This is a genomic window from Streptomyces sp. NPDC048254 (genome assembly GCF_043201895.1).
In the GTDB taxonomy this organism is placed as follows: domain Bacteria; phylum Actinomycetota; class Actinomycetes; order Streptomycetales; family Streptomycetaceae; genus Streptomyces.
In genome coordinates, this window is sequence record NZ_JBICZJ010000006.1 from 208,889 (window position 1) to 221,694 (window position 12,806).

A 12,806-nucleotide genomic window follows, 5' to 3' on the forward strand; every position below is an offset into this window, starting at 1 on the left:
GGTTCCGGGCGTCCGCCGCCGGGCCCGTTGGTCCGCGGGCCACTGTGTCTCTCCAGAGTGGCGCGTTCCACCGAAAATTGAACTTGCGTTTCACAGAGTGAGACGTGAGTATCGTTGCATGGACAACAGTAGCGGCGTCGGCGTTCTGGACAAGGCGGCCCTTGTCCTGAGCGCTCTGGAGTCCGGTCCGGCCACCCTCGCGGGTCTGGTCGGGGCCACCGGACTGGCAAGACCCACGGCCCACCGGCTGGCCGTGGCTCTGGAACACCACCGCATGGTGGCACGCGACATGCAGGGCCGTTTCATTCTCGGTCCCCGACTCGCGGAACTGGCCGCGGCGGCCGGCGAGGACCGCCTGCTCGCGACGGCGGGCCCGGTGCTCACGCACCTCCGGGACATCACCGGCGAGAGCGCGCAGCTCTATCGCCGCCAGGGTGACATGCGGATCTGCGTGGCCGCGGCGGAACGCCTGTCCGGTCTTCGGGACACGGTCCCGGTCGGCTCGACGCTGACCATGAAGGCGGGTTCCTCCGCGCAGATCCTGATGGCCTGGGAGGAGCCGGAGCGGCTGCACCGCGGCCTCCAGGGCGCGCGCTTCACGGCGACGGCCCTGTCGGGTGTCCGCCGCCGCGGGTGGGCCCAGTCCATCGGCGAGCGCGAGCCGGGGGTCGCGTCGGTGTCGGCGCCGGTGCGGGGGCCTTCCAACCGGGTGGTGGCGGCCGTCTCCGTCTCCGGCCCGATCGAGCGCCTGACCCGCCACCCTGGTCGCATGCACGCCCAGGCCGTGATCGACGCGGCGGGCCGCCTCTCCGAGGCACTGCGCCGCACCGGCTGACGCTCCCTACCGGAAGGGGCCCGCCTCAACGCCGCGGCAGGCCTCTTCCGACGGAAGTGCAACCCCCTAGGGGCGCGGGGCTGTATCGATGTGCGGCTACCGCCGCGTGGGCGCGACCAGCCACACACTGCCCGCACCCGCCCAGTGACCGCAGCCCCCACGGCGGAGCATGTGCCACCACCGGCCGCCAGCCGTCAGCGACGCCGTCGTGGCTGGTCGCGCAGTTCCCCGCGCCCCTGACGGGGCGCTGCACTCACCCAGAGCGATACGCGAACCGGTCCTTCGCATAGCGCCCCCGCCGCTCCACCGGCACCACCCCGCTCGCCGCGCCCAGGCCGAACTCCGGCATGTCGAAGTAGATCGACTCGTACGAACCCTCGGGTGCCACATACGCCTCGTGCCACAGCCCCACGTGACCGTGGAGCTTCGCCGCACGTTCCTTGCGGTTCACGATGCCCCACACCTTGTGATGGAACAGGTCGGGTGAGCTCGCGTACGCGTACAGCTTCTCCTTCGACTCCCAGTACTGGACGACGTAGTACGTCCGCGGCGAAGCCGTCAGCAGGATGTGCCCCAGCAGCCCCCGGCCGGGGTCCCGTTCGAGTTCGCGCAGCATGCGGAACATCGACAGCAGGACCGGCACCCACTGGTGGACCGCCCAGAAGTGGTTGACGCGCGTGCCGATCAGCAGGACGACCGCGTCGCCCTCGCGAGCGGCGGTCGTACGGCCCGGAATCGGTTTGGCGAACATGACGACACCCCCGGATCCTCATCGGATAGCAGCACTATCCTTCTCTTCGATGCTTGGATAGTGGCACTTACCAAGGAAGGGCGCAAGACATGCGGCTTGCCCAGCTGAGCGAGCGCAGCGGTGTGTCCGCCGCGACGATCAAGTACTACCTGCGCGAAGGCCTGTTGCCGCCGGGCCGCCAGGTCAACGCCACCACCGCGGAGTACGACGAGGAGCATCTGCGCCGGCTCCGCCTGGTCCGCGCGATGATCCAGGTCGGCCGGATCCCCGTCGCGACGGTCCGCGAGGTGCTCGGGCATGTCGACGACGGCTCGCTGGGCCGCACGATCAGGGTGGGCGCCGCGCTGTGGGCGCTGCCGCAGGTCCCGGAGCCGGACGACGAGGACGAGTTCGTGCAGAGCGCGCACCGGGAGGTCGGCACACTGCTGGACGTCCTCGGCTGGGAGAACGCCAAGCAGCTCACGACCATCTCCCCCGCGTACCGCCAGCTGGTGGTCGCGGTGGCCGCGTTCCGCCGGCTCGGTTACGACTGGGACACCGAACTCCTCGTGTCGCACGCGAAGTTGATGCACCAGGCCGCGATCACCGACCTGGACTTCCTGGAGACGCATCCGTCGGAGGAGGAGAAGGTGGAGGTCGCGGTGGCCAGCGCGGTCCTGGTGGAGCCGATGCTCCAGGCGCTGCACCGCCTGGCCCAGGAGGAGGAGACGGCCCGCCGCTACGGCTTCGAGTGAGCCGCACGGCATTCGGCGGGTACGACGAAGGCCCCTCACCGAAGTGAGGGGCCTCGCTCTTCTCTCTGTACCCCCGACCGGATTCGAACCGGCGCTACCGCCTTGAGAGGGCGGCGTGCTAGGCCGCTACACAACGGGGGCGTGGATCTTACGAGCGTTTAAAACTGCACCGCCGCAGATCCGAGCTGGTCTACCTGGACTCGAACCAAGACTAACTGAACCAGAATCAGTCGTGCTGCCAATTACACCATAGACCAATGATGGTTTAGACCAGTTCGTACCCCCGACCGGATTCGAACCGGCGCTACCGCCTTGAGAGGGCGGCGTGCTAGGCCGCTACACAACGGGGGCCCTAGCGATCCTTCGATCACCGTACCCCCGACCGGATTCGAACCGGCGCTACTGCCTTGAGAGGGCAGCGTGCTAGGCCGCTACACAACGGGGGCTTGCGGATGTGATCCGCGCGTGCAGATGAGCTCTGCGAGCTGGCCTACCTGGACTCGAACCAAGACTAACTGAACCAGAATCAGTCGTGCTGCCAATTACACCATAGGCCACTGGAACGCAAGCCCCTGAGGGGATCTTGTTCTAGCTTCGCGCCTCCGGTTTCCGGCCTTTCGGCCCGCTCCCCGGCGGCGCAGGAAGAACATTACCTGAAGGTGGACGGGGCTCCAAAACGGGTATCGGCGCGGAGGATCGCGGGAAGTTCGGCGAGGGACGCGATCCGGTGCGGTCCGGCGGACCCGTCGCCCCCGGTCGCCAGTCCGTGGCGGTCGATCCACACCGAGAGCAGCCCGGCGTCGGCGGCACCGCGCCCGTCGATCTCCGGGTGGTCACCGACGTACGCGACCTCGTGCGGGGCGAGTTCCAGCGCCGCGCACGCCGCCAGGAAGGCGCCGGCCGCGGGCTTGGAGACGCCCAGTTCGGCGGCGCAGAGGATGGCCTCGAAGCGGTCGTGGACACCGAGCGTGCGCAGTTTGTGGTCCTGGACGTGGAGGCTGGAGTTGGAGAGCACGGCGTGTCGGTGGCTGGCCGCGAGCGCGTCCAGGGCGGGCAGGACGTCCGCGAAGAGGGCCCAGACGGCCTCATAGTGTGTTCGGTACCGGTGGAACCAGTCGTCGGCCTCGGCGTCGGTCAGCGCCGCCTCCAGGAACAGCCGTACCCGGTCGCGGCGCTGGTCCTCGAAGGAGAGCCCGCCCGCCGAGAACCGCGCCCACTGCTGGTCGGTGATCTCCCGCCACCGCACCAGCGCCGCCTCCGCGCTCTCCCAGCGCGCGAGCAGCCCCTCCGCCGCCAGATGCGCCCGCATGCCCTCGCGGTCGGCGGTCGTGTAGTCGAAGAGTGTGTCGTCCACGTCCCAGACCACGGCCCTGATCGTCATGACACCGACCGTACTCCGCGGGCGCCGCCGGCCCAGGGTCATCGTGCCGGAACGGGACTTGGCCGTAGGGGTCCGCTCTCGGGGACGCCTCGGGGACGCACGAGGGGCGGCGCCCGGAGACTCCGGGCGCCGCCCCTCACGTACGCCTGCGTGTTACGCGGCCAGCTTCGCCAGGGCCGCGTCGATCCTGGCCAGGGTCTTCTCCTTGCCCAGGATCTCCAGGGACTCGAAGAGCGGCAGGCCGACCGTGCGGCCGGTGACGGCCACCCGGACCGGGGCCTGGGCCTTGCCGAGCTTGAGGCCGTGGGCCTCGCCGGCGGCCAGGACGGCCTCCTTCAGGGACTCCGGAGAGGTCCAGTCGGCCGACTCCAGCTTCTCCCGGGCCGTGGCCAGAAGGGCGTCGCTGCCCTCCTTCATCGCCTTCGTCCACGACGCCTCGTCGGAGACCGGCTCGGGCAGGAACAGGAAGTCGACGTTGTCGGTGATCTCCGACAGGACCTTCAGGCGGGTCTGGGCGTGCGGGGCGATCGCGTGCCACTTGGACTCGTCGAAGTCCGCCGGGGCCCAGGGGGCGAAGGGGGCCTTCAGCCAGGGGGCGCAGCGCTCCGTGAAGTCCTTCACATCCAGCAGGCGGATGTGGTCGGCGTTGATCGCCTCGCACTTCTTGAGGTCGAAGCGGGCCGGGTTGGGGTTCACGTCGGAGATCTCGAAGGCGGCCACCATCTCCTCGATCGAGAAGATGTCCTGGTCCGCGGAGAACGACCAGCCGAGCAGGGAGAGGTAGTTGAGCAGGCCCTCGGGGAGGAAGCCGCGCTCGCGGTAGAGGTTGAGCGAGGACTCCGGGTCGCGCTTGGAGAGCTTCTTGTTGCCCTCGCCCATGACGTAGGGCAGATGGCCGAAGGCCGGGATCTGCCGGGCGATGCCGAGCTCGGTCAGCGCCTTGTAGAGGCCGATCTGGCGCGGGGTGGAGGAGAGCAGGTCCTCGCCGCGCAGGACGTGGGTGATCTCCATCAGGGCGTCGTCGACCGGGTTGACGAGCGTGTACAGCGGGGCGCCGTTCGCGCGGACGATGCCGTAGTCCGGGACGTTCTCCGGGGTGAAGGTCAGCTCGCCGCGGACCAGGTCCGTGAAGGTGATCGTCTCGTCGGGCATCCGGAAGCGGACGATCGGGGCACGGCCCTGGGCCTTGTACTCCTCGACCTGCGCGGCGGTGAGGTCGCGGCAGTGGCCGTCGTAGCCGGACGGCCGGCCGGCCGCGCGGGCGGCCTCGCGGCGGGTGTCCAGCTCCTCCTGCGAGCAGTAGCAGTGGTAGGCGTGGCCGGCGTCGAGCAGCTTCTGGGCGACGTCCTTGTACAGGTCCATGCGCTGCGACTGGCGGTACGGCGCGTACGGGCCGCCGACCTCGGGGCCCTCGTCCCAGTCGAAGCCCAGCCAGCGCATCGCGTCGAGCAGCTGGTTGTACGACTCCTCGGAGTCCCGGGCCGCGTCGGTGTCCTCGATGCGGAAGACCAGCGTGCCCTGGTGGTGCCGGGCGAACGCCCAGTTGAACAGGGCGGTGCGGACCAGGCCCACATGGGGGTTACCGGTGGGCGAGGGACAGAATCGGACGCGGACGGGGGAGCCGGGTGCGCTAGCCACGCTTGACAACCTTGTTGGTGAGAGTGCCGATGCCTTCGATGGTGACGGCGACCTCGTCGCCGACGTTGAGGGGGCCCACCCCTGCCGGGGTGCCGGTGAGGATCACGTCGCCGGGGAGCAGCGTCATGGCCTCGGTGATGTGGACGATCAGGTCCGCGATGGGATGGATCATCTCGCTCGTCCGACCGAGCTGGCGCTGTTCGCCGTTGACCGTGAGCTGGATCGTCAGGTCGGACGCGGTGGAGAGGTCCAGGTCGGTCTCCACCCAGGGGCCGAGCGGGCAGGAGGTGTCGAAGCCCTTGGCCCGGGCCCACTGCTTCTCGCGCTTCTGGACGTCGCGGGCGGTGACGTCGTTGGCGCAGGTGTAGCCGAGGATGACGTCCTGGACGCGCTCGCGCGGGACCTCCCGGCACATGCGGCCGATGACCACGGCCAGTTCGGCCTCGTGGTGGAGGTCCTGGGAGAACGAGGGGTACTGGATCTCGTCGCCGGAGCCGATCACCGAGGTGGACGGCTTGAAGAAGGCGAAGGGGGCGTCCGGGACCTCGTTGCCCAGCTCCCTCGCGTGCTCCGCGTAGTTGCGGCCGTAGGCGACGACCTTGTTCGGGAGCACCGGCGGGAGCAGCCGTACCTTGTTCAGCGGGACCTTCGTGCCGGAGAGCTCGAAGTCCGTGAACGGAATGCCCTTGATGATGTCGAGGACGAGTTCGTCCTGCTTGTCGCCCTCGACGGCGCCGAAGGCGACGTTCCCGTCGATGGAGAACCTGGCGATGCGCACGGGATCCTTGCGCCCCTCACTGAGCCGGCTGGAGTCTGACGCTCCAGGCTAACGCGGCAAGGGCCTGTTCCGGGTTCTCCGCCGTCCGCGCGGAGCGCGGGCGCAGCGGCGTCCGGTGCGTGCGCTCGGCGTGCGGTGTCGCAGGTCATGTGGCGGAGCCACCTGTCCTGCGGCGCCGTGCGGCGAGCGTGCGTGCCGGGCGTCGGGGCGCAGGCGGGGAACCCGGAACAGGCCCTTGGGGTGGCCGCCGCGGAATAACCCGGTGACCGGGTGAGTGAGTGAACGGCGGCCGTGACCCGTACTGACGGCTACTCGGCGACCGAGGTCGTGGCCGGGATCTCCATGAGGATGGTGCGCCGCGGGTTGGCGGTCTGGGCGGGGAGGTCGAGGGAGTGCTCGGGGAGCTCGGGGGTCTGCAGTTCCTCGGCGTCCTTGAGGTGGGCGAGGGTGGTGCGCCGGGGGTTGGCTATGTTGCGGAACATCATCGTCGTCTTCACGGTTGTCGTGGACCCCGTCATGTGTCGGTTGGCAGAAACTTCCCTCTTGTAAAGCGCCAGGCTAAACATCGAATTCCCGGCGGAAGCCGCCAAGTAGCTGTGATCCACGTGTGAGTTTGCTCACGAAGCCGAGGCCAAAACGGTCATTCCGGGCCGACAAGTCACCGCAATGAAACGGACATTGGCGAACTGAAGATGTCATTCCGCTCCTGATCATGGCGACTGGGACACGCCTCCCGCGCCTGCGACTGACAGGGATACGTCCGTTATGTACGCGATCGGCTTCGACATCTCGTAACGTGTCACTCACACGCTGTCACGGAGGTCACAGCTCGGCTCACGGCCCTTGTTGGAGATCCGGCACTGTGCTGGAATTCCACGGACCGCCGCAGGATCGAGCCGGCGCGCAGGGGGCGCAACGCAGCGCCGGGTGGCGGCGAGACAGGGGGATCCAGCGCCGGTCACACTCACGACCAACAGGGGGCGCGCATTCAGGGCGCTCCTCCCTATCAACGCCGACACCGTGTCTCTCCGTTCAGCGGAGGGGCGCCTGGTCCAGAGGTTGCGACGCTAGTGCAGGGACGTTTCAAGAGGGATGGCAGCGCTCCGGCGGAGCCGGAGGCGCACGGCGGGACCGACCGCGGTTCCTCGCCCCAGCACGCCCAGAACCCGGGCCCGGCCCCGGCCGGCGGTGGTGACGGCGGTGAGCGCCCCGGGCGCCCCGCCGTGTCGGCGTCTTCGGGATCTTCGGGCCCCCAGCCGACCGCTACACCGGCGCCCACGATCAAGCCCCCCAAGGGCCCGTCCAACCCCGGCCCGCGCGTAGCCCTGCGCAACTGGCGCATCTCCACGCGCCTGGTCTCGCTGCTCGCGCTCCCCGTGGTGGCGGCGACGACGCTGGGCGCGGTGCGCATCAACCAGTCACTCGACGACATCCAGCAGCTCGACAACATCAAGCTGCTGACGGAGATGACCAAGCAGGCGACCGAACTGGCCGTCGCGCTCCAGGACGAGCGCGACGAGACGGCCGGTCCGCTGGCGCACGGTGGGTCGACCACCAGCCTCGCGATCAAGAACCAGGAGGCGCAGACCGACCGAGCCCGCGACAACTTCCTCAACGCCTCCGAGGAAATCGACACCGCGAGCAAGAACGGTCAGCTCCAGGGCGTACGCGACAGCCTCGTCGGTCTGGCCGGCCAGCTGGACGACCTGGCGAAGATCCGCAAGGACGCCTATCAGCAGAAGGAGAACTCGACCCAGACGGTCGAGTCCTACCACCGGCTGATCACCCAGCTGATCGACCTCTCCCAGGACATGGCGCAGGCCTCCAGCAACCCGGAGATGATCCAGCGCACCCGCGCCCTGGCGGCGTTCTCCACCGCCAAGGAGTACGCGTCCGTGCAGCGCGCCGTCATCGCCGCGGCCCTGCCCGCCAGCAACAAGATCGCCGGTGACCTCTCCGAGAACGACCGCCTGTACGGCGAGTCCGCGCAGGAGAGCGAGACCTCCGAACTGACGATCTTCCGGAAGATCTACGCCGGCAACGCCGCGACGCTGCTGGAGCCGATCGAGGGGAAGAACCCCACGATCGAGGCCGCCGACACCTACGCCAAGCGCGCGCTCGGCGCCCAGAACGGTCTCAACGAGCTGAGCAAGCGGTCGTACAAGGACTGGGTGGACGACAGCTCGACCAAGATCGAGCAGATGGAGAAGATCGAGCACTCGCTGCTCGAGGACATGGAGCAGAAGGCCCGCGAGCTGCGGTCCTCCTCCGAGCAGGAAGCCATCCTCTCCGGTGCGCTGATCCTGCTCGTCCTCGGTGTGTCGCTGGTCGGCGCCTTCATCGTGGCCCGCTCCATGATCCGCTCGCTGCGCCGTCTCCAGGAGACCGCCACCAAGGTCGCCCAGGACCGCCTGCCCGAGCTGGTCAAGCAGCTGTCCGAGTCCGACCCGCAGGACGTCGACACGTCCGTGGAGTCGGTCGGTGTGCACTCCCGGGACGAGATCGGCCAGGTGGCCGCGGCCTTCGACGACGTGCACCGCGAGGCGGTCCGCCTCGCCGCCGAGCAGGCCCTGCTGCGGGGCAACGTCAACGCGATGTTCACCAACCTCTCGCGCCGCTCCCAGGGCCTCATCCAGCGTCAGCTCTCGCTCATCTCCGAACTGGAGTCCCGCGAGGCCGACCCGGACCAGCTCTCCTCGCTCTTCAAGCTCGACCACCTCGCGACGCGTATGCGCCGTAACGGTGAGAACCTCCTCGTCCTCGCCGGTGAAGAGCCCGGTCGCCGCTGGACCCGCCCGGTCCCGCTGGTCGACGTGCTCCGCGCCGCCGCGTCCGAGGTGGAGCAGTACGAGCGCATCGAGCTGGCCGCCGTACCGACCACCGAAGTGGCCGGCCGCGTGGTCAACGACCTCGTGCACCTGCTCGCCGAGCTCCTCGAGAACGCCACCTCGTTCTCCTCGCCGCAGACCAAGGTCAAGGTCACCGGTCACGCGCTGCCCGACGGCCGCGTCCTGATCGAGATCCACGACACCGGCATCGGCCTCTCCCCCGAGGACCTCGCCGCGATCAACGAGCGGCTCGCCTCGCCGCCCACCGTGGACGTCTCCGTCTCCCGCCGCATGGGCCTCTTCGTGGTCGGTCGTCTGTCGCAGCGGCACGGCATCCGCATCCAGCTGCGCCCGTCCGACTCCGGTGGTACGACCGCGCTGGTCATGCTTCCCGTCGACGTCGCCCAGGGCGGCAAGAAGCCCGCTCCCGGCAAGCCCGGCGCCCCGGCGTCGTCCGGCGGTCCGGCCGCCGCACAGGCAGCGGCCGGTGCGGCCGCGGCCCGGCGCGGTGGCCAGGGTGGTGCCGGCGGTTCGCTCGGCGCGGGTGCCCCCGCCGCGGCCCTCGGCGGCGGTGCCGCCGGTGCGCGCGGTGGCGCCCTCGGTGCCGGCGGCCCCTCCGGCGGCGGACTGCTCGGCGCCGGTGCGGCTCCGCGCGGCCAGGTCGGCGCGGGCCAGGGTCCCCGGGCCGCGCTGCCCGGCGCGGGCCCGAACGGCGGCCGTCCCGGTGCGCCGGGCGGCAATCGCGGCCAACAGGGTCCGGCGGCTCCCCCGCAGGGCCGGCCCAACGGCGGCGGCGGTGCCTTCGGCGACCAGGACGCGTTCGGCAACCGGCAGGACTCCTTCGGGGGGCAGGACGCCTTCGGCAACCGGGCCCCGGTCCCGCCGCAGCGCTCCGCCTCCCCCTCCGACCAGGGCCGGCAGCCCCAGCTGCCGCCGCGCGGTGGCCCGCGGGCCGAGCTGCCCGGCGGCAACCCGCCGCAGGGCGGCAGGCCCAGCTGGAGCGACGACAACGCCCAGCCGCCGCTCTCCCGTGCCTCGCTGGACACCCCGCGCGGCCACGACGAGCAGGACCCGGCCCACACCGCGCCGATGCCCCGCATCGACGACCGGCAGGGCATGGGCGCCACCTCGCAGATGCCGGCGATCCCGCAGGGGCCGTCGTCCACCGGCGAGTTCCCGCGCCCGGACTTCACCCTGCCGAACGGCTCGCAGAACACCGGTTCCTTCCCCCGCCCGGGCATGAACGGACCGCAGGACACCGGCTCGTTCCCCCGCCCGGGCATGAACGGACCGCAGGACACGGGTTCCTTCCCCCGTCCCAACGTGAACGGCCAGCAGGACACCGGTTCCTTCCCCCGCCCCGGCGCGAACGGACCGCAGGACACGGGTTCCTTCCCCCGTCCGAACGTCAACGGCCAGCAGGACTCGGGGCAGTTCGTCCGCTCCGACGTCTTCGGCGGGTCGACCGGGCCGCAGAGCGGCTCCCAGAACACCGGGCAGTTCGCGGCCCCGCAGAACTACGACAACGGCTCCACCGGCCAGTTCGCCGCACCGTCCTACGACGGCGGCTCCACCGGCCAGCACTCCCTGCCCGGCCGCCAGAACGGCTACGCGGCCAACGGCCAGTACGGCAACGGGCAGAACGGGAACGGCCAGAACGGCACGGGCCAGTTCGAGCGGCCGGGGACCAACGGCCGCGGCATGGACTTCGGCGCGCCGCAGCGCCCGCCGGTCCCGCCCGCGCCGCCGGCCCGTCAGGAGCCCGAGGCGCTGCCGCCGGCCAGCGGTCCCGGTGACGGTCGTACCCCGCTGTACGACACGCTGGAGACCAACTGGTTCCACGGCGGCCAGCAGGAGCAGCAGCACCCGCAGAGCAACGGCCACGGAAACGGCTCGGCGCCGACCCCGCCCGTTCCTGCCCAGCCGACGGCCCCGGCCGCCGCGGCCCCCCAGCGTCCCGCCCAGGCAGCCTGGCGCACCTCCCCGAACGATGACCTCGTCCGGCAGGCGGAGCGTGTACGGCAGCCGGCGGCGGGCGGTGTCACCACCTCCGGTCTGCCGCGCCGGGTGCCCAGGGCGAACCTCGTCCCGGGTACGGCTCAGCAGCAACAGCACCACACCGGTCCGCAGGTCTCGCGTGCGCCTGATGACGTCCGCGGCCGGCTGACCAATCTCCGTCGGGGTATCGCGCAGGGACGGCAGGCCGGTACCGGCCCGCAGACCGGCAGCTTCCCGAGCCCCACTCACCAGCAGGAGCGTTAGTTGAGTCCGATGAGCCAGGCGGCACAGAACCTCAACTGGTTGATCACCAACTTCGTGGACAACACCCCCGGTGTGTCCCACACCGTCGTCGTATCCGCCGACGGTCTCCTTCTGGCGATGTCCGAAGGCTTCCCGCGTGACCGTGCCGACCAGCTGGCGGCCGTCGCGTCCGGACTCACCTCGCTGACGGCCGGGGCATCCCGGATCTTCGAGGGCGGCGACGTCGCACAGACGGTCGTCGAGATGGAACGCGGCTTTCTTTTCCTGATGTCGGTCTCGGACGGGTCGTCCCTCGCGGTCCTGGCCCACCCCGAGTGCGACATCGGCCTCGTCGGCTACGAGATGGCGCTTCTGGTCGACCGCGCGGGCGCGGTGCTCACGCCCGACCTGCGCGCCGAACTGCAAGGCAGTCTGCTCCACTGACCGCCCGGATCCAACCCACCTCACCAAATCACCGTCCGGCCGCCACAATCCCCCCACCGGCCACGTCCGACGGCACGACTGACCGACTTGCTGTCCCGCCCGGAGGAACGATGACCCCGCCCACCGCCTCTCATGATCCGTACGCGGAGCCGTACGGGGACGAGGGCGACCAGCCGCTGGTACGTCCTTACGCGATGACCGGCGGCCGGACACGGCCGCGCTATCAGCTCGCCATCGAGGCGCTGATCAGCACGACGGCCGACCCGGCAGCGCTCATGGGGCTGCTCCCGGAGCACCAGCGCATCTGCCACCTGTGCCGTGAGGTGAAGTCGGTGGCCGAGGTCTCGGCGCTGCTCGCCATGCCGCTCGGTGTGGCCCGGATTCTGGTGGCCGACCTCGCCGAGGCCGGCCTGGTCGCCATCCACCAGCCGGGCGGCGACGAGAACAACGGTGGCGCACCTGACGTGACGCTGCTCGAAAGGGTGCTCAGTGGACTTCGCAAGCTCTGACGGAGGTCGGGCCACCACCTCCGCGAAGATCGTGGTGGCGGGCGGCTTCGGCGTCGGCAAGACCACGTTCGTGGGAGCGGTCTCCGAGATCAACCCGCTGCGCACGGAGGCCGTGATGACGTCCGCCTCGGCGGGCATCGACGACCTGACCCACACCGGGGACAAGACCACCACCACGGTGGCGATGGACTTCGGACGTATCACGCTCGACCAGGACCTGATCCTGTACCTGTTCGGCACGCCGGGCCAGGACCGCTTCTGGTTCATGTGGGACGACCTGGTCAGGGGCGCCATCGGCGCCGTCGTCCTGGTGGACACCCGCCGGCTCGCCGACTGCTTCCCCGCGGTGGACTACTTCGAGAACAGCGGTCTGCCGTTCGTCATAGCGCTCAACGGCTTCGACGGGCACCAGCCCTACACGCCCGAAGAGGTGCGCGAGGCGCTGCAGATCGGCCCGGACGCGCCGATCATCACGACGGACGCCCGGCACCGCGCCGACGCCAAGAGCGCGCTGATCACCCTGGTGGAGCACGCCCTCATGGCACGGCTGCGGTAGCAGTCAAGTCGTTCGTCGTGTACGGCAGTTGTCGTACGGAAACCGGAGCCGGCTGTGGCCTTTGACACGGTCGGCTCCGGTGTTCATAACGTTTCGGCAGAGGAATCCGGT

Annotated in this window: 11 protein-coding genes and 5 tRNA genes; 6 read left to right on the forward strand and 10 right to left on the reverse strand. The window is 70.1% G+C overall.

Annotated elements, in window-relative coordinates:
• Positions 1-118 precede the first annotated feature (118 nt).
• Entirely contained in the window at positions 119-835 is a 717-nt protein-coding gene (gene ndgR, locus ACGFZQ_RS18990; RefSeq protein ID WP_003993203.1) for an IclR family transcriptional regulator NdgR, read from the forward strand.
• Positions 836-1,088: 253 nt separating this feature from the next.
• On the opposite strand, the gene ACGFZQ_RS18995 is transcribed toward ndgR, so the two are convergent.
• Positions 1,089-1,586, reverse strand: coding sequence for a DUF4188 domain-containing protein (locus ACGFZQ_RS18995; RefSeq protein WP_393841327.1), 498 nt, complete (start codon positions 1,584-1,586; stop codon positions 1,089-1,091).
• Positions 1,587-1,675: 89 nt separating this feature from the next.
• On the opposite strand from ACGFZQ_RS18995, the gene ACGFZQ_RS19000 reads away from it, so the two are divergent.
• Positions 1,676-2,320 (forward strand): MerR family transcriptional regulator, encoded by a 645-nt coding sequence (locus tag ACGFZQ_RS19000; RefSeq protein ID WP_382542661.1) that lies wholly within the window; start codon positions 1,676-1,678, stop codon positions 2,318-2,320.
• Positions 2,321-2,388: 68 nt separating this feature from the next.
• Here ACGFZQ_RS19000 and ACGFZQ_RS19005 read toward each other — a convergent pair.
• The 9 genes from ACGFZQ_RS19005 to ACGFZQ_RS19045 form a co-directional block, all read right to left on the reverse strand.
• Positions 2,389-2,461: transfer RNA gene (locus tag ACGFZQ_RS19005), tRNA-Glu, on the reverse strand.
• A 44-nt stretch (positions 2,462-2,505) separates the two neighbouring features.
• Positions 2,506-2,577, reverse strand: a tRNA-Gln gene (locus ACGFZQ_RS19010).
• 21 nt (positions 2,578-2,598) lie between these two features.
• Positions 2,599-2,671 (reverse strand) — tRNA-Glu (locus ACGFZQ_RS19015).
• A 22-nt stretch (positions 2,672-2,693) separates the two neighbouring features.
• Positions 2,694-2,766: transfer RNA gene (locus ACGFZQ_RS19020), tRNA-Glu, on the reverse strand.
• Positions 2,767-2,805: 39 nt separating this feature from the next.
• Positions 2,806-2,877, reverse strand: a tRNA-Gln gene (locus ACGFZQ_RS19025).
• A gap of 92 nt (positions 2,878-2,969) precedes the next feature.
• Positions 2,970-3,701: an HAD family hydrolase gene (locus ACGFZQ_RS19030; protein WP_393841328.1), complete on the reverse strand. Its 732-nt coding sequence runs from the start codon at positions 3,699-3,701 to the stop codon at positions 2,970-2,972.
• Positions 3,702-3,854: 153 nt separating this feature from the next.
• Positions 3,855-5,339, reverse strand: coding sequence for a glutamate--tRNA ligase (gene gltX / locus ACGFZQ_RS19035; protein WP_351739442.1), 1,485 nt, complete (start codon positions 5,337-5,339; stop codon positions 3,855-3,857).
• The gene (locus ACGFZQ_RS19040) at positions 5,332-6,117 is read right to left on the reverse strand and encodes a fumarylacetoacetate hydrolase family protein (protein WP_351739445.1); all 786 of its coding nucleotides are present in this window, start codon (positions 6,115-6,117) and stop codon (positions 5,332-5,334) included. Before ACGFZQ_RS19040 ends, gltX begins: the two co-directional genes overlap by 8 nt.
• Positions 6,118-6,425: 308 nt before the next feature.
• Positions 6,426-6,614, reverse strand: a complete 189-nt coding sequence (locus ACGFZQ_RS19045; RefSeq protein ID WP_351705292.1) for a hypothetical protein — start codon at positions 6,612-6,614, stop codon at positions 6,426-6,428.
• 573 nt (positions 6,615-7,187) lie between these two features.
• Between ACGFZQ_RS19045 and ACGFZQ_RS19050 the strand changes: the two genes are divergently transcribed.
• The 4 genes from ACGFZQ_RS19050 to ACGFZQ_RS19065 all read left to right on the forward strand — a co-directional run bounded on the left by ACGFZQ_RS19050 (position 7,188) and on the right by ACGFZQ_RS19065 (position 12,695).
• Positions 7,188-11,207 carry a nitrate- and nitrite sensing domain-containing protein gene (locus ACGFZQ_RS19050; protein WP_393841329.1) on the forward strand — a complete coding sequence of 1,340 codons (4,020 nt, stop codon included), beginning with the start codon at positions 7,188-7,190 and terminating at the stop codon, positions 11,205-11,207.
• Between the two features lie 9 nt (positions 11,208-11,216).
• A complete protein-coding gene (locus ACGFZQ_RS19055) occupies positions 11,217-11,630 on the forward strand; it encodes a roadblock/LC7 domain-containing protein (protein WP_005479910.1) in 414 nt (137 codons plus the stop codon).
• Between the two features lie 110 nt (positions 11,631-11,740).
• Complete coding sequence (locus ACGFZQ_RS19060; RefSeq protein WP_019058642.1) at positions 11,741-12,139, forward strand: DUF742 domain-containing protein; 399 nt, start codon at positions 11,741-11,743, stop codon at positions 12,137-12,139.
• Entirely contained in the window at positions 12,120-12,695 is a 576-nt protein-coding gene (locus ACGFZQ_RS19065; RefSeq protein WP_046729249.1) for an ATP/GTP-binding protein, read from the forward strand. Before ACGFZQ_RS19060 ends, ACGFZQ_RS19065 begins: the two co-directional genes overlap by 20 nt.
• The last annotated feature ends 111 nt before the right edge of the window (positions 12,696-12,806 follow it).

Bases quoted from the DNA above. Each gene is read 5' to 3' on its own strand.
- ndgR (WP_003993203.1), top strand. From the start codon at position 119: ATGGACAACAGTAGCGGCGTCGGCGTTCTGGACAAGGCGGCCCTTGTC.
- ACGFZQ_RS18995 (WP_393841327.1), bottom strand. From the start codon at position 1,586: ATGTTCGCCAAACCGATTCCGGGCCGTACGACCGCCGCTCGCGAGGGC.
- ACGFZQ_RS19000 (WP_382542661.1), top strand. From the start codon at position 1,676: ATGCGGCTTGCCCAGCTGAGCGAGCGCAGCGGTGTGTCCGCCGCGACG.
- ACGFZQ_RS19030 (WP_393841328.1), bottom strand. From the start codon at position 3,701: ATGACGATCAGGGCCGTGGTCTGGGACGTGGACGACACACTCTTCGAC.
- ACGFZQ_RS19055 (WP_005479910.1), top strand. From the start codon at position 11,217: ATGAGCCAGGCGGCACAGAACCTCAACTGGTTGATCACCAACTTCGTG.
- ACGFZQ_RS19060 (WP_019058642.1), top strand. From the start codon at position 11,741: ATGACCCCGCCCACCGCCTCTCATGATCCGTACGCGGAGCCGTACGGG.